Below are 19,309 nucleotides of genomic sequence, written 5' to 3' on the forward strand. Positions count from 1 at the left end.
CTCCCGGCTCAGTCCTCCGGCTCCAGGTCCTCCTCCTCGAACACCAGCAGCGTGCGCGTGCTCAGCACCTCGGGGAGCGCCTGGAGCCGGGTCAGCACCACCTCGCGCAGCGCCCGGTTGTCGGGCGTGTGCACCAGGAGCAGCACGTCGAAGTCGCCGCCCACCAGGGCGATGTGGGAGGCGCCGGGCAGCTGGCGCAGCTGCTCGCGGACCGTGCGCCAGGTGTTCTGGACGATCTTCAGGGTGATGTACGCCGACGTGCCGTGGCCGGCCCGCTCGTGGTCGACGCGGGCGCCGAAGCCCCGGATCACCCCGTCCTCGACGAGCCGGTTGATGCGCGCGTACGCGTTCGCGCGCGAGACGTGCACCCGTTCGGCCACGGACCGTATCGAGGCGCGGCCGTCCGACTGCAGGATCTTCAGGATGTCCTGGTCGATGGAATCCAGCGGGCGCGGCGCCGGCAGCAGGGCGTCGTCGTCCGGTCCTCCGGCCATTTGTTCAGGTGCCATGTCCCCCCGCTTCACCGCCGTGGACGTCCTGCGTTCATTCCAGGCTGTGGAGAACCGTTTGTCCACAGCCTGGCGGTGCCTGTAGCCAAAATGTGCCGACGACCGAACAATCGGTAGGTGAGGCGCCTCACAGTCGACGCGCCTCCCGTAGCCACTCCCCCGAGGAGGTGCCGTCATGACGGTCATGGAGCAGCGAGGCGGATACCGGCCCGCGCCGCCGCCCGCCTGGCAGCCCCGCATGGACCCCGCGCCGCTGCTGCCCGACGCCGAGCCCTACCGCGTCCTCGGCACCGAGGCGGCCGGCAAGGCCGACCCGGACCTGCTGCGCAGGCTCTACGCCCAGCTGGTGCGCGGCCGCCGCTACAACGCGCAGGCCACCGCGCTGACCAAGCAGGGCCGGCTTGCCGTCTACCCCTCCACCACCGGCCAGGAGGCCTGCGAGGTCGCCGCCGCGATGGCCCTGGAGGAGCGCGACTGGCTGTTCCCCAGCTACCGCGACACCCTCGCGGTCGTCGCCCGCGGCGTGGACCCGGTCGAGGCCCTCACGCTGCTGCGCGGCGACTGGCACACCGGCTACGACCCGCACGAGCACCGGGTGGCGCCGCTCAGCACCCCGCTGGCCACGCAGCTCCCGCACGCCGTCGGTCTCGCGCACGCCGCCCGCCTCAAGGGCGACGACGTCGTCGCGCTCGCCATGATCGGCGACGGCGGCACCAGCGAGGGCGACTTCCACGAGGCGCTGAACTTCGCCGCCGTGTGGCAGGCGCCGGTCGTCTTCCTCGTGCAGAACAACGGCTTCGCCATCTCCGTCCCGCTGGCCAAGCAGACCGCCGCCCCCTCCCTCGCCCACAAGGCCGTCGGCTACGGCATGCCGGGCCGGCTGGTCGACGGCAACGACGCCGCCGCCATGTACGAGGTCATCGGCGACGCCGTGCGCCACGCGCGCGCGGGCGGCGGCCCGACCCTGATCGAGGCCGTGACGTACCGCATCGACGCCCACACCAACGCCGACGACGCAACCCGCTATCGGGGCGACGGCGAGGTCGACGCCTGGCGCGACCACGACCCGGTCCAGCTGCTGGAACGCGAACTGACCGAGCGCGGGCTGCTCGACGAGAGCGGCATCGCGGCCGCCCGCGAGGACGCCGAGGCGATGGCGGCCGACCTGCGCGCGCGCATGAACCGGGACGCCGAACTGAACCCGATGGACCTCTTCGACCACGTGTACGCCGAGACCACCGCGCAACTGCGCGAGCAGCGCGCCCTGCTGCGCGCCGAGCTGGAGGCCGAGCACGACGACCAGGGCGACCTGGACGACCAGGAAGGCGACCTGCGATGACCACCGTCGCCGTCAAGCCCGCCACCATGGCGCAGGCCCTCACGCGCGCGCTGCGCGACGCGATGGCCGCCGACCCCACCGTGCACGTCATGGGCGAGGACGTCGGCACGCTCGGCGGCGTCTTCCGGGTCACCGACGGACTCGCCAAGGAGTTCGGCGAGGACCGCTGCACCGATACCCCGCTGGCCGAGGCCGGCATCCTCGGCGCCGCCGTCGGCATGGCCATGTACGGCCTGCGCCCGGTCGTCGAGATGCAGTTCGACGCCTTCGCCTACCCGGCGTTCGAGCAGCTAGTCAGCCACGTGTCCCGGATGCGCAACCGCACCCGCGGCAAGATGCCCCTGCCGATCACCGTCCGCATCCCCTACGGCGGCGGAATCGGCGGCGTCGAGCATCACAGCGACTCCTCCGAGGCCTACTACATGGCCACCCCGGGCCTGCACGTGGTCACGCCCGCGACCATCGCCGACGCCTACGGGATGCTGCGCGAGGCCATCGCCTCCGACGACCCGGTGGTCTTCCTGGAGCCCAAGCGGCTGTACTGGTCGAAGGACTCCTGGAACCCCGAGCACCCCACCGAGGTCGAGCCCATCGGGCGGGCAGTGGTCCGGCGGACCGGCCGCAGCGCCACGCTGATCACCTACGGCCCGTCCGTCCCCGTCTGCCTGGAGGCCGCCGAGGCCGCGCAGGCGGAGGGCTGGGACCTGGAGGTCGTCGACCTGCGCTCCCTGGTGCCGTTCGACGACGAGACGGTCTGCGCCTCCGTACGGCGTACCGGCCGGGCCGTCGTCGTCCACGAGTCGACCGGGTTCGGCGGGCCGGGCGGCGAGATCACGGCCCGTGTCACCGAGCGCTGCTTCCACCACCTGGAGGCACCCGTGCTGCGCGTGGCCGGATTCGACATCCCCTATCCGCCGCCGATGCTGGAGCGGCACCACCTGCCCGGCGTCGACCGCATCCTGGACGCCGTCGCGCGTCTGCAGTGGGAGGCCGAGAGCTGATGGCACAGGTGCTGGAGTTCAAGCTCCCCGACCTCGGGGAGGGCCTGACCGAGGCGGAGATCGTCCGCTGGCTGGTGCAGGTCGGTGACGTGGTCGTCGTCGACCAGCCGGTCGTCGAGGTCGAGACGGCCAAGGCGATGGTCGAGGTCCCCTGCCCGTACGGCGGCGTGGTCACCGCCCGCTTCGGCGAGGAGGGCACCGAACTGCCCGTCGGAGCCCCGCTGCTGACGGTCGCGGTCGGCGAGTCAGCCACCGTGGCGGACGGCGACTCGGAGGGGTCCGGCAACGTGCTCGTCGGCTACGGCACCCAGGCCCCCGCGGCCCGGCGCCGCCGGGTCCGGACCACGACGGCGGGCCCGACCCGCCGCGACGACGCGCCCGACCGGGACGCCACCGTTCCGCGGAACGGCACGTCCGGCCCGAGGACGGGCCCCTCGCATCGGCCCGAACCCGCCGCTCCCGCGCCACACGCGCGCGTGACCGCGCCCGCCCCGGCTCCCGCGCCCGCTTCGGCGTTCGCCGACGGCCCGGTGCCGGTGATCTCCCCGCTGGTACGGCGGCTCGCCCGCGAGGGCGGCCTGGACCTGCGCCGGCTGTCCGGATCCGGCCCCGACGGGCTGATCCTGCGGGCCGACGTCGAGGGCGCCCTGCGCGCCAAGGACGCCACGCCCACCCCCGTGGCCCTCGCACCGGCCCCGGCCGTCCGCGGCGGCGGCGCGGACCGCGGCGGACTGCGCGTCCCCCTCAAGGGCGTGCGCGGTGCCGTGGCCGACAAACTCTCCCGCAGCCGCCGGGAGATCCCGGACGCCACCTGCTGGGTCGACGCCGACGCCACGGAACTCATGCGCGCGCGGACCGCCATGAACGCCGCCGGAGCGCCGAAGATCTCCCTCCTCGCGCTGCTCGCCCGCGTCTGCACCGCCGCCCTGGCCCGCTTCCCCGAGCTGAACTCCTACGTCGACACCGAGGCCCGCGAGGTCGTCCAACTCGACCACGTACACCTCGGGTTCGCCGCGCAGACCGAGCGCGGGCTCGTGGTCCCGGTGGTCCGGGACGCCCACGCGCGTGACGCCGAGTCGCTGACCGCGGAGTTCGCCCGGCTCACCGAGGCCGCCCGCACCGGAACCCTGACCCCCGGGGAACTCACCGGCGGCACCTTCACGTTGAACAACTACGGCGTGTTCGGCGTCGACGGCTCCACGCCGATCATCAACCACCCCGAGGCCGCGATGCTCGGCGTCGGCCGCATCATTCCCAAGCCGTGGGTGCACGAGGGCGAGCTGGCCGTCCGGCAGGGCGTCCAGCTCTCCCTCACCTTCGACCACCGGGTGTGCGACGGCGGCACGGCCGGCGGCTTCCTGAGGTACGTGGCGGACTGCGTGGAACAGCCGGCGGTGCTGCTGCGCACTCTGTGACCCATTCAAATAACACCGGCCGAGAGGACATACTCGGGGGGTGACCGACACCGCCCCCACCGCCCTGGACGGCCCGGCCGCCACGGCAGCCCCGGCCGCCCTCGTGGGCTCCGGGCCCGCCGCGCCGTACGACGCCGTCGTGCTGGCCGGCGGTGCCGCCCGGCGGCTCGGTGGCGCCGACAAACCGGCCGTGCGGGTCGGCGGCCGCCCGCTGCTCGACCGCGTGCTCGCGGCCTGCGCCGACGCGGCCACGACCGTCGTCGTGGCCGGCCCCCGGCCCACCGCCCGCCCGGTGCGCTGGGCGCGCGAGGAGCCGCCCGGCGCCGGACCCGTCGCCGCGCTGGACGCCGGACTGCGGCACACCACCGCCGAGCACGCCGTCGTACTCTCCGCCGACCTGCCGTTCCTCGAAGCCGCCACCCTGCGACGGCTGTTGACGGCCCTGGGGGACACCGGCGCCGACGGCGCGCTGCTCACCGACGCCGACGGACGCGACCAGCCGCTCGTCGCCGCCTACCGCACCGCCGCGCTGCGCCGCGAGCTGACGGCACTCGCCGCCGCGCCGGGCGGCCTGACCGGCCTCCCCCTGCGCAGGCTGACCGGCGCCCTCCACCTCACCCGCGTCCCGGACCCCCTCGCGTCCTTCGACTGCGACACCTGGGACGACATCGCCGACGCCAGGGCACGCATCAGGGAGCATGGGCACGTGTTGGATGAATGGATCTCCGCAGTCAAGGACGAACTGGGCATCGACCTGGACGTCGACACAGGCGTCCTCCTCGACCTGGCCCGCGACGCGGCGCACGGCGTCGCCCGCCCCGCCGCCCCACTGACCACCTTCCTCGTCGGCTACGCCGCCGCCCGGGGCCAGGGAGGCCCCGAGGCGGTCACCGAGGCCGCCCGCAAGGCCGCCGCGCTGGCCCTGCGCTGGGAGGAAGAGAACGAAGGGGGCCCCAGCGGCCCGGACGCCGGATGACCGCCCCCGGAACCCGGGCCGGAGCGTCCGCGGACACCGACGACCTCGATGTCGAGGAGGCCCTCGCCCTCGTGCGGGAACGCAAGGACGACAGCGCCGCCGGGCACCCCCCCGCCCCGCGTGGCGACCACGGGAGCGAGCACCAGGGCGATCACAGGGGCGGCCACCGGGGCGACCGCCATCAGGCCACCGCCTGGCCCCGGGCCCGGGACGTCGCCGCCCGCGCGGCCCGCTCAGGACCGCGCCGGCCACCCGTCTCCGTCGCGCTCGCCGACGCACTCGGCCTCGTCCTGGCCGCCCCCCTCGACGCGCTCACCGACCTGCCCTCGTTCGACACCTCCGCGATGGACGGCTGGGCGGTCTCCGGACCGGCCCCCTGGCGGGTCCGGGACGAGGGCATCCTCGCCGGGCACGCGCAGCCCGACCCGCTCACCGACGGCGAGGCCGTGCGCATCGCCACCGGCGCCCGCGTCCCGGCCGAGACCACCGCCGTCCTGCGCAGCGAGCACGGCCGCCTCGACGCCAAGGGCCGTCTGCACCCCACCAGGGACGCCGGCCACGGTCAGGACATCCGCCCGCGCGGCCAGGAGTGCCGCACCGGCGACCAACTGCTGCCCGTCGGCACCCTCGTCACCCCCGCCGTCCTCGGCCTGGCCGCGGCTGCCGGATACGACACGCTCACCGCCGTACCCCGCCCCCGCGTCGAGGTCCTGGTCCTGGGCGACGAACTGTTGACCGAGGGACAGCCGCACGACGGGCTGATCCGGGACGCGCTCGGCCCGATGCTGCCGCCCTGGCTGCGTGCGATGGGCGCCGAGGTGACCGCCGTACGCCGGCTGGGAGATGACGCCAAGGCCCTCCAGACGGCCGTCACCGGCTCCACGGCCGATCTCGTCATCACCACCGGCGGAACCGCCGCCGGACCCGTCGACCACGTGCACCCCACCCTGGAACGCATCGGCGCCGAGCTGCTCGTCGACGGTGTGAAGGTGCGCCCCGGCCACCCCATGCTGCTGGCCCGCACCAAGGAGGACCAGCACCTGGTCGGCCTGCCCGGCAACCCGCTCGCGGCCGTCTCCGGCCTGCTCACGCTCGCCGAGCCCCTGCTTCGGACCCTTGCCGCCCACCCCGCCCCGGAGCCGTACACGCTGCCGCTCAAGGAGGCCGTGCACGGACACCCGTACGACACCCGGCTCGTCCCCGTGGTGCTGCGCGGCGACGACGCCGTTCCGCTGCACTACAACGGCCCGGCCATGCTGCGCGGAATCGCCGCCGCCGACGCGCTGGCCGTCGTACCCCCGGGCGGCGCCCGGCAGGGTGAGGAGACGGAGCTGCTGGACCTGCCGTGGGCGGCCGCCGGAATCGGGGTGTGTTTCACGTGAAACTTCCGGGCCATGACGCCATCGCCCGCCAGGCGGACGAACATCTGGTGACCCATCGGGTGAAACTCCCGAGGAAAGTGGTGGAGCGTCCCGTCCGCCAGGTCGTCAAACGGCTCCTTATGGCCCTGCTGGTGCTGCTGGCCACCGCGTTCGTCGTCTACGCCGACCACGACGGCTACCGCGACAGCTCCGACGGGCCCGTCGACCTCCTCGACGCGTTCTACTACGCCACCGTCACCCTCTCCACCACCGGATACGGCGACATCACCCCGGTCAGCGACGGCGCCCGGCTGACCAACATCCTCGTCATCACCCCCCTGCGCGTGCTGTTCCTGATCATCCTGGTCGGCACCACGCTGGAGGTCCTCACCGAACGCACCCGGGAGGAATGGCGCGTGACCCGCTGGAGGTCCACCTTGCGCGACCACACCGTCGTCATCGGCTTCGGCACCAAGGGCCGGTCCGCCATCCAGACCGTCTGCGCGACCGGCCTGCGCAAGGAGCAGGTCGTCGTGGTCGACCCCAGTTCCAAGGCCATCGACGCGGCGACGAATGAGGGCTACGCGGGCGTCATAGGCGACGGCACCCGGAGCGAGGTCCTCAAACGAGCCGAGGTGCACCGGGCACGGCAGATCATCGTCGCCACGCAGCGCGACGACACCGCCGTCCTCGTCAGCCTGACGGCCCGGCAGCTCAACCGCAGCGCCAAGATCGTCGCCACCGTCCGCGAGGAGGAAAACGCGCCGCTGCTCCGGCAGTCCGGCGCCGACGCCGTCATCACCAGCGCCAGCGCCGCGGGCCGGCTGCTCGGCCTGTCCGTCCTCAGCCCCGCCGCCGGCATGGTGATGGAGGACCTCATCCAGCAGGGCAGCGGCCTGGACATCGTCGAACGCCCCGTCGTCCGCGCCGAGGCGGGCAAGGCGCCGCGCGAGACCGACGACCTGGTGGTGAGCGTCGTCCGCGGGCACCGCGTGCTCGGTTACGACGATCCGGCCGTCGGCACCCTCCAGTTGACGGACCGGCTGATCACCATCGTCCGCATGACCCCCGGTACCCCCGTCACCCCCGACACCCGCCCCCTGCCGCGGGACTGAGCGGGCCTGCCGACCGGCCGCCACCGGCGCGGAGTAGCGTCGCCGGCATGTATGCGATCACGATTCCCGAACCTGGTGGTCCCGAGGCGCTGGTGTGGGACGAGGTTCCCGATCCGGTACCCGGCGAGGGCGAGGTGCTGGTCGAGGTGGTGGCCAGCGCCGTCAACCGTGCCGACATCCTGCAGCGCCAGGGCTTCTACAACCCGCCGCCCGGCGCGTCCCCCTACCCCGGCCTGGAGTGCTCCGGCCGGATCGCCGCGCTCGGCCCCGGCGTCTCCGGCTGGGCCGTCGGCGACGAGGTGTGCGGCCTGCTCTCGGGCGGCGGATACGCCCAGAAGGTCGCCGTTCCGGCAGGTCAGCTGCTGCCCGTGCCCGACGGCGTCGACCTCCGGCACGCCGCGGCGCTGCCCGAAGTGGTGAGCACCGTCTGGTCCAACGTCTTCATGATCGCCCACCTGCGCCCGGGGGAGACGCTGCTCGTGCACGGCGGGTCCAGCGGGATCGGCACCATGGCGATCCAGCTCGCCAAGGCCGTCGGCGCCAAGGTCGCGGTGACGGCGGGGACGAAGGAGAAGCTGGAGTACTGCGCCCAGCTCGGCGCGGACGTGCTCGTCAACTACCGCGAGCAGGACTTCGTCGCCGAGATCGAGCAGGCCACGGACGGAGCCGGCGCCGACGTCATCCTCGACAACATGGGCGCCAAGTACCTCGACCGCAACATCCAGACGCTCGCCGTCAGCGGCCGGCTCGCGATCATCGGCATGCAGGGCGGCGCCAAGGGTGAGCTGAACATCGGTGCGCTGCTCACCAAGCGGGCCGCCATCAGCGCGACCTCGCTGCGGGCACGCCCGCTGGGTGAGAAGGCGTCGATCGTGGCGGCCGTACGCGAACACGTGTGGCCGCTGCTGGCCGCCGGGCACGTCCGTCCCGTCGTCGACCGCGAGCTGCCGATGCCGGACGCCGCCGAGGCGCACCGGCTGGTGGAGGCGAGCGGGCACATCGGCAAGGTGCTGCTGGTCGCGCCGTAGCGCCCGGCGGGTGGGCCTGTCGTGACCAGGGGTCTGCCGGCGGCGCTCAGCCCCGGCGGGCCCGCAGGCCCAGGAACGCCAGGGCCAGGCCGAGGCCGATGAGGACGAGGCCGCTGCCCAGGGGCAGGATCCGCAGGGTCGGTGCCGCCCCGCCGCCCTGCCCCTGCTGGACGGCGTGCGGTGCGGCGGGCAGCAGGGGAGTCGCGGGGGCCAGCCCGGCTTCCTCGGGCGGCAGGGAGGCCGCCGCTGTCCCGTCCGGGGTGTCGGCGGTGTCCGGGTCCTCGGGGACGGTGGCCTCCGCGTCACCGGTGTCGTCCGGGTCGTCGCCTTCGACCTCGTCGGCGGGCCCGTCGGGCCGCCCCGGCCGCTCGCGCCCCACCCCGGCCAGGCTGCCGGCCTGGGACGGTTCGGCCGGGGCCGACGGAGAGGCCGGGTCGGAGGCCGACAGGGGCGCGACGCGGGCCGACCGGTCGGACGCGGAGTCGGTGGCCTCCGGGTGTGCGGTGCGGGCCGGCCGCTCGGTGGGGTGCCGGGCCGACCGGTCCCGGCCCGCCGGCCGGCTACGGCCGACTGCATGCTCGTCCGAGGAGTGCCCGTCCGAGGAGCGCGCGGCGGACGCGGTCGAGCCGGTGGTGCCGGGTTCGGCGCCGTACGCCGTGGCCGTGCCGTACACCGGCAGGAGTACCGCGAGGACCGCCCCGAGTGCGAGCAGCGGCCGTACGTGGCGGAGCACGAGTCGTCGCCATGGAGTCACGTCGGTGACCTCCCGGAACCCAGTCGGCGATGGCCGACGGAGAAATCGAAGAAATCCAGCGTCACATGTGAGGACGAACAGGGCATTTTGAATTACGCCGTCGGGTTCGCACGGTGGATCACTCCCACGAGGGGGCACCACGGTGGTGAGGTATACGGGTGCGAGAGAATGGCGGCATGGAGATGCCGAGGAACGATAGATCGCCGGAGAACCCGCAGATCCTCGTCGTGGGCCAGGACGGCATGGCGCTCGGCGGCGGGGACGAGGACTCCCGCGAGACCCCGGTGACGGAACAGGTGGAACAGCCGGCGAAGGTCATGCGGATCGGCAGCATGATCAAGCAGCTTCTGGAGGAGGTGCGGGCGGCGCCTCTGGACGAGGCCAGCCGGGTCCGGCTGAAGGAGATCCACGCCAGCTCCGTGAAGGAGCTGGAGGACGGCCTGGCGCCGGAGCTGGTCGAGGAACTGGAGCGGCTCTCCCTGCCGTTCACCGACGAGGGCACCCCGAGCGACGCGGAACTGCGGATCGCCCAGGCCCAGTTGGTGGGCTGGCTGGAAGGGTTGTTCCACGGCATCCAGACCACGCTGTTCGCGCAGCAGATGGCGGCGCGGGCGCAGCTGGAGCAGATGCGCCGGGCGCTGCCGCCGGGCGCGGTCCACGAGGACGACGGCGACCCGCGCGCGGGCGGCCGTTCCGGTGGGCCCTACCTGTAGTTTCCGTTCACCACCAGCGCGAAGGGCCCGGCGGTCTCCCGCCGGGCCCTCCTTCATACGCTCCTCACGCGCCGGCCGTTCAGCCGGCCGACGGCCTCGCGCCGGCCGACGGCCTCGCGCCGGTCAATGGGCCGCCCGGTCACGCGTTCAGCCGGTCATCGCGTTCAGCCGGTCGCCGGGTTGCCCGTCGACACCTTGAGCTGGATGGTCGGCATCTTCTGCGGGTCGAGATCCGTCTCCGCGGCGGGGAACTGCTCCATGACCGTCCCCTCGCCGTACGTGTTCTCGTCGACGTGGATCTCCTTCATCTCCCAGCCCGCCGCCTGGAAGCACGCCTTGACCGACTTGATGTTCTTGAACTGGAAGTCCGGCAGCTGGATCTTCTTCGGGTCGTCGTACGACTCCTCCGGCTCCGTGCAGTCGGACTTCTCGATCGTCTTGGACTCGTCCGGCCCGCGGTAGCCCGGCTTGTGAGCCGGGGACGCCGAGGTGCTCGGGCCACCCTTGTCCGCCTTGTCGTCGCTGCCGCCGCCGTTCAGCGTCAGCGCGGCGATCAGGCCGACGACCGCGACGACGGACACCACGATCGAGCCGATGATCACCGGCTTGTTGCTCTTGCCGCCACCCGAGCCGGACGACGGCGGGGGCGTCTGGGGCGTGATGTTGTACGGCGGCGGGGTCGAGGCCCCCTGCTGCCCGTACCCCCCGGCCGGCGTCTGGTAGCCGCCCTGCTGGGGGTAGCCGTAGGCCGGCGCCGGCGTGCCGTACGGGTTCGGTGCGGGTGTGCCGTACGGGTTCGGCGCGGGCGTCGGCTGGTACGGCGTCTGGACCGGGCCGGTCGGGGCCGGGGTCGCCTGGTCGACCGGCGGGAACACCGCGGAACCCACGCCGGAACCGCTCTGCGTCTGCGGGGCGCCCGGCACGATGCTCGGCGGGGCCGCCTGGAAGGACGCCGCGACGCGCAGGCACTCGTCGCGCATGGACTCGGCGGTCGGGAAACGCTCGTTCGGGTTCTTCTTGAGCGCGCGGGCGACCAGCGCGTCCACCGCCGGAGGCAGCGCGCGGTTGATCGAGGAGGGCGCGACCGGCTCCTCCTGCACGTGCGCGTACGCGATCGCCAGCGGGGAGTCCGCCTCGAACGGCAGCCGCCCGGTGACCAGCTGGAACAGCATGATGCCGACCGAGTACAGGTCGGAGCGGGCGTCCACGCCCCGGCCGAGGGCCTGCTCGGGCGACAGGTACTGCGGGGTGCCGACGACCATGCCGGTCTGGGTCATCGAGGTGACGCCGGACTGCATGGCACGCGCGATGCCGAAGTCCATCACCTTGACCACGCCGCGCTTGGTCATCATCACGTTGCCGGGCTTGATGTCGCGGTGGACCAGCCCCATCTCGTGGCTGATCTCCAGCGCGGCCAGCACGTCGGCGGTGACCTTGAGCGCCTGGTCGGCGGGCATGGCGCCGTGCTGCCGGATGTCCTCGTCGAGAACGGAGCCCAGCGGGCGGCCCTCGATGTACTCCATGACGATGTACGGCGTCGTCATGCCGTCCAGATCGTCCTCGCCGGTGTCGAAGACGGAGACGATGTTGGTGTGCGTGAGCTTGGCCACGGCCTGCGCCTCGCGGCGGAAGCGCTCACGGAAGGCCTGTTCCCGGCCGAGTTCCGTGTGCAGTGTCTTGACCGCGACCTGACGGTCGAGCACGGCGTCGTACGCCAGGTGCACCGATGCCATGCCGCCCTCGCCGAGCAAGTCGCGCAGCTGGTAGCGGCCGCCGGCCAGCGCCCGCCCCGCGTACCGGCCCTGTGCGCCGTCCTGGCTCATGTCTCCGCATCCCCCATTGGCCGTCCGGCGCTCGGCTGTTCAGGCCGCGCCGCCCCTGCGGCGCCGGCTGAACGGCGTGATCGAAAGTGTCATTCCCGGCCAAGTCTGCCCCAGGGCACTGACACGTCAAGCTCGGTGCCCGTTCCGTGACCGTACGCGAAAGAAGCGTCGCGGAAGCGTTACAGCGGACGTACGCCCGGTACACAGAATTTGCACGACAGCGCGTGCTGGAGGTTTCATGGCCGGTCCGGTTCCGGGCCGTTTCCCGCAGCCGGTTCCGGACCGGAGGCTTGCGCGGAGGCTGTAGCGTGGCCGACGGAGACCCGTACAACACCGCGCGTACCGCGGGCAGAAACGACGGCGAGGACCGATGGCACAGACGCACAGCGCCCAGGGCCCGTCCGACCCCGAGGCGACTGGCGGCGGCATGTCAGAGACACCGGAGATGTGGGGCAACGGCGGGCTCGTCGGCGACGGCCGGTACCGGCTGACCCACCGGCTGGGCCGCGGCGGCATGGCCGAGGTGTTCGCCGCCGAGGACGTGCGCCTGGGCCGTACGGTCGCCGTCAAGCTGCTCCGCGCCGACCTGGCCGAGGACCCGGTCTCCAAGGCCCGCTTCACGCGCGAGGCCCAGTCCGTCGCCGGGCTCAACCACCACGCGATCGTCGCCGTGTACGACTCCGGTGAGGACGTCGTGGGCGGCCAGTCGGTGCCGTACATCGTGATGGAGCTGGTCGAGGGCCGCACCATCCGCGACCTGCTGCTGAACGCCGAGGCGCCGGGTCCCGAGCAGGCCCTGATCATCGTCTCCGGTGTGCTGGAGGCGCTCGCCTACTCGCACCAGCACGGCATCGTGCACCGCGACATCAAGCCCGCCAACGTCATCATCACGCACAACGGCGCGGTGAAGGTGATGGACTTCGGCATCGCCCGCGCCCTGCACGGCGCTTCGACGACGATGACGCAGACCGGCATGGTCATGGGCACGCCCCAGTACCTGTCCCCGGAACAGGCCCTCGGCAAGGCCGTCGACCACCGTTCCGACCTGTACGCGACCGGCTGCCTGCTCTACGAACTCCTCGCCCTGCGGCCCCCCTTCACCGGCGAGACCCCGCTCTCGGTGGTCTACCAGCACGTCCAGGACCCGCCGGTGCCGCCGTCCCAGACCTCGGACGGCGCCTGCCCGCCGGAACTCGACGGCCTGGTCATGCGTTCTCTCGCCAAGGAGCCCGACGACCGCTTCCAGACCGCGGAGGAGATGCGCGGCCTGGTCCAGTACGGCCTGCAGATGCTGTACGAGGCCGGCGGCCACACCGGAACCTGGAACACCGGCCCGGTGGCCGTGCACGACGGCCGGCACACCCCGGCGGCCGGTTTCGCCGGGACCACCGTCATGCCCCACCCGATGGACGCGTCGGGCACCACACAGATCCCGCAGCCGATGCTGCCGCACGGCTACGGGGGCGGCGACGACGGCGGCTTCGAGGGGCAGGGCAACAAGGGCAGCGGCCGGGGCAAGCTGTGGATCCTCGCGGTGCTCGCGGTGGTCGCCATCGCGGCCGGAGTCGCGTTCGCCTTCCAGAACACCGGCGGCCACGGCACCGGCACGGACACGAAGCCGACGCAGACCCACTCCAAGGCCGCCAAGCACGAGACGGACGACTCCACGCCGTCCGACCAGAACACCGACCAGCCCACCGACACAAACACGGACGACCCGACGGACCCGGGCACCGGCCAGCAGCAGCCGCCGTCCTACCAGCCGTCCTACACCCCGTCCCAGCCGGAGAGCACGGAGCCGAGCGACGAGCCGTCGGACACGCCGAGCACGGGGGGCGGCGAGTCGAGCCCGGAGACCACTCCCTCGGAGCCGTCGTCACCGGCCACGGGCAGCGCGCCCGATGACGGGGGCGACGGGGACACCACGGGCGACAGCGCGGGTCCGTGAGCCCTTCGGGACCGCGGGTCCGTGAGCCCTTCGGGTCCGCGCTTGACCGACTGAGTCCCCACCCGGACCCCCTCACTCCGTGAACGCCTCGCACACCGCCTCGTACGCGCGCGTCCACCACGCGACGAGTGCGGACGCGGCCGGGAACTGGCAGTCCGCGCGCGTGTCGCCGCGCTCGTAGTGCCAGCGCAGCATCCAGAAGTCGTTCAGGCGTTCCCACCACACCCGGTGCACGGCCGCCGCCAGCTCTGACGGCGTGGCGCGGCTGGCGCGCCGGTACGCGCGCGCGTACGCCCGCACCTTGGGTAGGTCCAGTGCCCCCGCCGCCCGCAGGAAGAAGATCGCGGCCGCGCGTACGGCCTCTTCCGCGCGCGGCTGCACGCCGAGCCGGTCCCAGTCGACGATGGCGGCGGGGGCGTTCTCCTTGTAGAGCAGGTTGAAGGGGTGGAAGTCGCCGTGCACCCAGCCCACCGCTCCGCCCCGCGGGGGTCGCCGGCCCAGGTGTTGCTCCAGGAGGGCGCGCCGTTCCAGGAGCCGCTGCCGGGCGAGTGTGTCGAAGATGTCGCCGGGCCGGTGGCGGCCGATCCGGGCGAGCAGGTCGTCGATCAGGGCGAACGTGTCCGCGGGGTCCGCGCTCTCCACGGGATGGGGGCTCGTGGCGGGCCGTGTGCGCCCCTTGGGCGGCATCACGCGCTCCAGGCAGGCGTGCACGGCGCCCAGCAGCGCCCCCAGGCGTGCGCTCTCGCTGCGGGTGAGCTGTCCGCCGTGCCGGTGTCCGCCGTCGATCCAGGGGTGCAGCGCGTAGGCGTGGCCCCCGACGACGGCCACGGTACGGCCGTCACGCTGGGCCAGCGGGAGCGCGACCGGGACGCCGAGGCCGGCCAGCCGCTCGGTCGCCCGGTGCCGGCGCTCGATGGACTCGGGGTCGGCGGTGTCCGGATCGGAGTGGTGCTTGAGGAAATAGTGGCCGCGGGTCGTGCACAGCCGGTATGCACGGTTCAGCAGGCCCTGGTCGACGGGCTCGCACGAGACGGCCGTACCGGCGGAGTAGAGGCGCAGGAGGGCGCTCACAGGGGGCGCGTGCGGTGCAGGCGGTGGTACACAGGGGCGCGGCACGCGGCAGATGCTAGGGCACGGGGGACGGCCCTGAGCTGCGGGGTGTCACAGACAGCCACCACTGATCGCTTTTGGTCACGAGGTGACTCTTCATGGGTGAGTGCCGGGAGATTTCGTTCCGGTGCGGACCGGTGGCCGGAATCCGCACCTGCGCGTTCGGGGCCGTAGAGCGGTAATACCCGGACATTTCACCCTTCGCCCCCGAGGTCGATGTCACAAGTCGGCTCTTCCCGTGCCCGGGGTGGCCGGGATAACGTGCCGTAGCTCCGGCCTCCTGCAAGGCTGTGACCAGGGCCCTTCCGGCGCCGGCCGATTTACTTGGAAATCCAAGCAAAATGGCAGGTCAGGAGGGGTTTCACAGAAATGTGGCGCACTGGGTAACGTAAAAGTCGCAGGGCGCTCGCCGGGGCACCTGTCACGCCTGTTCCCGGCCGAGTGGCACCCACCCCGTGCCCGGTGGTCGGAAACAGGTGAGCCGCACTGGCCCACCGGCAACCCCGGGGGCCGGACCGACGGAGGAGCACACGTGACCGTGGAGAGCAGTGCCGCGCGTAAGCCGCGACGCAGCGCCGCAGGCAAGGCCGGCACCACCGGCACCAAGCGCACCACCCGCAGCACCGCGAAGAAGAGCACCGACCCCGAGCTCGTGCAGCTTCTGACGCCCGAGGGCAAGCGGATCGCCAACGCCGAGTACGACGGCTACGTCGACGGCATCACCCCCGAAGACCTGCGCGGCCTGTACCGCGACATGGTGCTCACCCGCCGCTTCGACGCCGAGGCCACCGCCCTGCAGCGCCAGGGCGAGCTGGGCCTGTGGGCGTCCCTGCTCGGCCAGGAGGCCGCCCAGATCGGCTCCGGGCGGGCGCTGCGCGACGACGACTACGTCTTCCCGACCTACCGCGAGCACGGCGTCGCCTGGTGCCGCGGGGTGGACCCGACCAACCTGCTCGGCATGTTCCGCGGTGTGAACAACGGCGGCTGGGACCCCAACAGCAACAACTTCCACCTGTACACGATCGTCATCGGCTCCCAGACCCTGCACGCCACCGGCTACGCCATGGGCGTGACCAAGGACGGCGCGGACTCGGCGGTCATCGCCTACTTCGGCGACGGCGCCTCCAGCCAGGGCGACGTGGCCGAGGCGTTCACCTTCTCCGCGGTCTACAACGCGCCGGTCGTGTTCTTCTGCCAGAACAACCAGTGGGCGATCTCCGAGCCCACCGAGAAGCAGAGCCGCGTCCCGCTGTACCAGCGCGCGCAGGGCTTCGGCTTCCCGGGCGTCCGGGTGGACGGCAACGACGTCCTGGCCTGCCTCGCGGTCACCAAGTGGGCACTGGAGCGGGCGCGCGCCGGCGAGGGCCCCACCCTGGTCGAGGCGTACACGTACCGCATGGGCGCGCACACCACCTCCGACGACCCCACCCGCTACCGCCACGACGACGAGCGCGCCGCCTGGGAGGCGAAGGACCCGATCTTGCGCCTTCGCCGGTTCCTGGAGGCGTCAAACCACGCGGACGAGGGATTCTTCGCGGAACTCGAGGCCGAGTCCGAGGCGTTGGGCAAACGAGTGCGCGAAGCGGTCCGTGCCATGCCCGACCCGGACCACTTCGCCATCTTCGAGAACGTGTACGCGGACGGGCACGCGCTCGTCGACGAGGAGCGAGCGCAGTTCGCCGCCTACCAGGCGTCGTTCGCGGATGAAGGGGGTCACTGATGGCCGAGAAGATGGCGATGGCCAAGGCCATCAACGAATCGCTCCGCCGCGCCCTGGAGACGGACCCCAAGGTCGTCGTCATGGGCGAGGACGTCGGCAAGCTCGGCGGCGTGTTCCGCGTGACGGACGGCCTCCAGAAGGACTTCGGCGACAGCCGTGTCATCGACACCCCGCTGGCGGAGTCCGGCATCGTCGGCACCGCGATCGGCCTGGCCCTGCGCGGCTACCGCCCGGTGGTGGAGATCCAGTTCGACGGCTTCGTCTTCCCGGCGTACGACCAGATCGTCACCCAGCTCGCCAAGATGCACGCCCGCTCGCTGGGCAAGGTCAAGCTGCCGGTCGTCGTCCGCATCCCCTACGGCGGCGGCATCGGCGCGGTCGAGCACCACTCCGAGTCCCCGGAGGCGCTGTTCGCCCACGTGTCCGGCCTCAAGATCGTCAGCCCCTCCAACGCGTCGGACGCGTACTGGATGATGCAGCAGGCCATCCAGAGCGACGACCCGGTGATCTACTTCGAGCCCAAGCGGCGCTACTGGGACAAGGCCGAGGTGGACCGGGAGGCGATCCCGGCCCCGCTGCACAAGGCGCAGGTGGTCCGCGAGGGCACCGACCTCACCCTGGCGGCGTACGGCCCGATGGTGAAGCTGTGCCAGGAGGTCGCGAACGCGGCGGCCGAGGAGGGCAAGTCCCTGGAGGTCCTCGACCTGCGCTCGGTCTCGCCGCTCGACTTCGACTCCATCCAGGCCTCGGTCGAGAAGACCCGCCGCCTGGTAGTGGTCCACGAGGCGCCGGTCTTCTTCGGCTCCGGTGCGGAGATCGCCGCGAGGATCACCGAGCGCTGCTTCTACCACCTGGAGGCGCCGGTGCTCCGGGTCGGCGGCTATCACGCGCCGTACCCGCCGGCGCGCCTGGAGGAGGAGTACCTGCCAGGGCTGGACCGGGTGCTCGACGCCGTCGACCGTGCCCTGGCGTACTGAGGAGAGGGTTCGTGACGACGATGACGGAAGCTTCCGTACGCGAGTTCAAGATGCCCGACGTGGGCGAGGGACTCACCGAGGCCGAGATCCTCAAGTGGTACGTCCAGCCGGGTGACACGGTCACCGACGGCCAGGTGGTGTGCGAGGTCGAGACCGCCAAGGCGGCCGTCGAACTGCCCATCCCCTACGACGGCGTGGTCCGCGAGCTGCACTTCCCCGAGGGCACCACGGTCGACGTGGGCACGTCCATCATCGCGGTGGACGTGGCGGGCGGCGCGGCCGCCCCGGCGGCCGATCAGCCCGTGGCCGCTCAGCCGCAGGCCGAGCCGCAGCAGCCCGCCGCGCCGGTGGCGCCGGAGGGCTCGGAGGACGAGCCCAAGCCGGCGGGCCGCCAGCCGGTCCTCGTCGGCTACGGCGTGGCGACCACCTCCACCAAGCGCCGCCCCCGCAAGGGCCCCGGGGTCACCGTCCCCGCGGCCTCCCCTGCGGCCCAGGCGGTCCAGGCCGAGCTGAACGGTCACGGCGCCGCTGCCGCGCCCGCGGCTCCCGCCGCTCCTGCCGCTCCCGGGCAGGACCGTCCGCTGGCCAAGCCGCCGGTGCGCAAGCTGGCCAAGGACCTCGGCGTCGACCTGGCCGCGGTCACCCCGTCCGGGCCGGACGGCGTCATCACGCGCGAGGACGTCCACGCCGCGGTCACCCCGAAGGCCGCCGAGCCGGCGGCCGTGACCCCGGCCGCGGCCCCCGCCGCGCCCGTGGCACCGGCGCCGGTGGCGACGTACGACGGCGCGCGCGAGACCCGTGTCCCGGTCAAGGGCGTCCGCAAGGCGACGGCGGCGGCGATGGTCGGCTCGGCCTTCACCGCGCCGCACGTCACGGAGTTCGTGACGGTCGACGTCACGCGCACCATGAAGCTCGTCGAGGAGCTGAAGCAGGGCAAGGACATGCAGGGCCTGCGGGTCAACCCGCTGCTGCTGATCGCCAAGGCCCTGCTGGTCGCCATCAAGCGCAACCCGGAGATCAACGCGTCCTGGGACGAGGCCAACCAGGAGATCGTCCAGAAGCACTACGTCAACCTGGGCATCGCCGCGGCCACCCCGCGCGGGCTGATCGTGCCGAACATCAAGGACGCGCACGCCAAGACGCTCCCGCAGCTCGCGGAGGCCCTGGGCGAACTGGTGGCGACGGCCCGCGAGGGAAAGACGTCCCCCGCCGCCATGCAGGGCGGCACGGTGACGATCACCAACGTCGGCGTCTTCGGTGTCGACACCGGTACGCCGATCCTCAACCCCGGCGAGTCGGCGATCCTCGCGGTCGGCGCGATCAAGCTCCAGCCGTGGGTCCACAAGGGCAAGATCAAGCCCCGCCAGGTCACCACGCTGGCCCTGAGCTTCGACCACCGCCTGGTCGACGGCGAACTGGGCTCCAAGGTGCTGGCGGACGTTGCGGCGGTCCTTGAGCAGCCGAAAAGGTTGATCACCTGGGCGTGAGGGCCGTGGACCGGTAATCTCTGACACCTGAAA

At 72.7% G+C, this 19,309-nt stretch carries 16 protein-coding genes; 12 read left to right on the forward strand and 4 right to left on the reverse strand.

Translation table 11 applies throughout. From position 1 onward, the window contains the following. Positions 1 to 8: 8 nt before the first annotated feature. Positions 9 to 494, reverse strand: a complete 486-nt coding sequence (locus ABZ854_RS05905) for an Lrp/AsnC family transcriptional regulator (RefSeq protein ID WP_361205175.1) — start codon at positions 492 to 494, stop codon at positions 9 to 11. Between the two features lie 190 nt (positions 495 to 684). Here ABZ854_RS05905 and pdhA (ABZ854_RS05910) point away from each other — a divergent pair, with 190 nt between their 5' ends. The 7 genes from pdhA (ABZ854_RS05910) (at position 685) to ABZ854_RS05940 (ending at position 8,744) form a co-directional block, all read left to right on the forward strand. After that, positions 685 to 1,848, forward strand: coding sequence for a pyruvate dehydrogenase (acetyl-transferring) E1 component subunit alpha (pdhA, locus tag ABZ854_RS05910; protein ID WP_361204871.1), 1,164 nt, complete (start codon positions 685 to 687; stop codon positions 1,846 to 1,848). After that, positions 1,845 to 2,849 carry an alpha-ketoacid dehydrogenase subunit beta gene (locus tag ABZ854_RS05915; protein ID WP_361204874.1) on the forward strand — a complete coding sequence of 335 codons (1,005 nt, stop codon included), beginning with the start codon at positions 1,845 to 1,847 and terminating at the stop codon, positions 2,847 to 2,849. Before pdhA (ABZ854_RS05910) ends, ABZ854_RS05915 begins: the two co-directional genes overlap by 4 nt. Continuing rightward, positions 2,849 to 4,264: a dihydrolipoamide acetyltransferase family protein gene (locus ABZ854_RS05920; RefSeq protein WP_361204877.1), complete on the forward strand. Its 1,416-nt coding sequence runs from the start codon at positions 2,849 to 2,851 to the stop codon at positions 4,262 to 4,264. Before ABZ854_RS05915 ends, ABZ854_RS05920 begins: the two co-directional genes overlap by 1 nt. A 103-nt stretch (positions 4,265 to 4,367) precedes the next feature. After that, the gene (locus tag ABZ854_RS05925; protein ID WP_361205178.1) at positions 4,368 to 5,240 is read left to right on the forward strand and encodes an NTP transferase domain-containing protein; all 873 of its coding nucleotides are present in this window, start codon (positions 4,368 to 4,370) and stop codon (positions 5,238 to 5,240) included. Next, positions 5,237 to 6,622: a molybdopterin molybdotransferase MoeA gene (locus tag ABZ854_RS05930; protein WP_361204880.1), complete on the forward strand. Its 1,386-nt coding sequence runs from the start codon at positions 5,237 to 5,239 to the stop codon at positions 6,620 to 6,622. Before ABZ854_RS05925 ends, ABZ854_RS05930 begins: the two co-directional genes overlap by 4 nt. Further along, the gene (locus ABZ854_RS05935) at positions 6,619 to 7,716 is read left to right on the forward strand and encodes a potassium channel family protein (RefSeq protein ID WP_361204883.1); all 1,098 of its coding nucleotides are present in this window, start codon (positions 6,619 to 6,621) and stop codon (positions 7,714 to 7,716) included. Before ABZ854_RS05930 ends, ABZ854_RS05935 begins: the two co-directional genes overlap by 4 nt. Before the next feature lie 47 nt (positions 7,717 to 7,763). Then, a complete protein-coding gene (locus ABZ854_RS05940) occupies positions 7,764 to 8,744 on the forward strand; it encodes an NAD(P)H-quinone oxidoreductase (protein ID WP_361204886.1) in 981 nt (326 codons plus the stop codon). 46 nt (positions 8,745 to 8,790) lie between these two features. Here ABZ854_RS05940 and ABZ854_RS05945 read toward each other — a convergent pair whose 3' ends face one another. Further along, a complete protein-coding gene (locus ABZ854_RS05945; protein ID WP_361204889.1) occupies positions 8,791 to 9,498 on the reverse strand; it encodes a hypothetical protein in 708 nt (235 codons plus the stop codon). A 176-nt stretch (positions 9,499 to 9,674) separates the two neighbouring features. On the opposite strand from ABZ854_RS05945, the gene ABZ854_RS05950 reads away from it, so the two are divergent. Then, positions 9,675 to 10,211, forward strand: a complete 537-nt coding sequence (locus ABZ854_RS05950) for a bacterial proteasome activator family protein (RefSeq protein WP_361204892.1) — start codon at positions 9,675 to 9,677, stop codon at positions 10,209 to 10,211. 164 nt (positions 10,212 to 10,375) lie between these two features. Here the strand turns inward: ABZ854_RS05950 and ABZ854_RS05955 are convergent, their stop codons facing one another. Continuing rightward, positions 10,376 to 12,034, reverse strand: coding sequence for a protein kinase (locus tag ABZ854_RS05955; protein ID WP_361204894.1), 1,659 nt, complete (start codon positions 12,032 to 12,034; stop codon positions 10,376 to 10,378). A gap of 370 nt (positions 12,035 to 12,404) precedes the next feature. Here ABZ854_RS05955 and ABZ854_RS05960 point away from each other — a divergent pair, with 370 nt between their 5' ends. Continuing rightward, positions 12,405 to 13,982: a protein kinase gene (locus tag ABZ854_RS05960; protein WP_361204897.1), complete on the forward strand. Its 1,578-nt coding sequence runs from the start codon at positions 12,405 to 12,407 to the stop codon at positions 13,980 to 13,982. 72 nt (positions 13,983 to 14,054) lie between these two features. On the opposite strand, the gene ABZ854_RS05965 is transcribed toward ABZ854_RS05960, so the two are convergent. Further along, positions 14,055 to 15,053: a phosphotransferase gene (locus ABZ854_RS05965; protein WP_361204900.1), complete on the reverse strand. Its 999-nt coding sequence runs from the start codon at positions 15,051 to 15,053 to the stop codon at positions 14,055 to 14,057. Positions 15,054 to 15,624: 571 nt separating this feature from the next. Between ABZ854_RS05965 and pdhA (ABZ854_RS05970) the strand changes: the two genes are divergently transcribed. Genes pdhA (ABZ854_RS05970) through ABZ854_RS05980 form a run of 3 tightly spaced genes read left to right on the forward strand, consistent with a single transcriptional unit; the run spans position 15,625 to position 19,276 of the window. After that, a complete protein-coding gene (gene pdhA, locus ABZ854_RS05970; RefSeq protein ID WP_361204903.1) occupies positions 15,625 to 16,812 on the forward strand; it encodes a pyruvate dehydrogenase (acetyl-transferring) E1 component subunit alpha in 1,188 nt (395 codons plus the stop codon). Beyond that, the gene (locus ABZ854_RS05975; RefSeq protein ID WP_361204907.1) at positions 16,812 to 17,789 is read left to right on the forward strand and encodes an alpha-ketoacid dehydrogenase subunit beta; all 978 of its coding nucleotides are present in this window, start codon (positions 16,812 to 16,814) and stop codon (positions 17,787 to 17,789) included. Before pdhA (ABZ854_RS05970) ends, ABZ854_RS05975 begins: the two co-directional genes overlap by 1 nt. Before the next feature lie 11 nt (positions 17,790 to 17,800). After that, positions 17,801 to 19,276 carry a dihydrolipoamide acetyltransferase family protein gene (locus ABZ854_RS05980; RefSeq protein ID WP_361204910.1) on the forward strand — a complete coding sequence of 492 codons (1,476 nt, stop codon included), beginning with the start codon at positions 17,801 to 17,803 and terminating at the stop codon, positions 19,274 to 19,276. The last annotated feature ends 33 nt before the right edge of the window (positions 19,277 to 19,309 follow it).

It is taken from the genome of Streptomyces sp. NPDC047028 (assembly GCF_040644095.1).
Taxonomy (GTDB): Bacteria; Actinomycetota; Actinomycetes; order Streptomycetales; family Streptomycetaceae; genus Streptomyces.